The organism is Barnesiella sp. WM24 (assembly GCF_004570975.1).
Taxonomy (GTDB): domain Bacteria; phylum Bacteroidota; class Bacteroidia; order Bacteroidales; family Muribaculaceae; genus Muribaculum.
This window is the reverse complement of the sequence record NZ_SPPC01000040.1, coordinates 1-223: the sequence shown is the minus strand read 5'-3', so window position 1 is coordinate 223 and position 223 is coordinate 1. Positions and strand designations below refer to the sequence as shown.

Sequence of the window (223 nt, the reverse complement as noted above, 5' to 3'; positions counted from 1 at the left end):
GTTTCAGTCAGGTATTGTCGCTCAGTGTGGGTTCGCTGGTATTTCTTGCCTATAAACGGGTCATGGTCTATCCACTTGTGGGCGAGAGCATACTGCATCACATTCTTTACACAGCGCACATAGCGGACAGCGGCATTGTTGGCACATCCTTTTCTCATGCGCAGAAAATGCTCGAAGTCGTCAATTATGCCGGAGGTCACATCCTTTATCGGAATATCATCCA

At 48.0% G+C, this 223-nt stretch carries 1 protein-coding gene; it reads right to left on the bottom strand.

The features are described from left to right. Positions 1-223: phage integrase SAM-like domain-containing protein (locus E4T81_RS15735; protein ID WP_209308220.1), on the bottom strand; the 223-nt coding region annotated here is incomplete at both ends.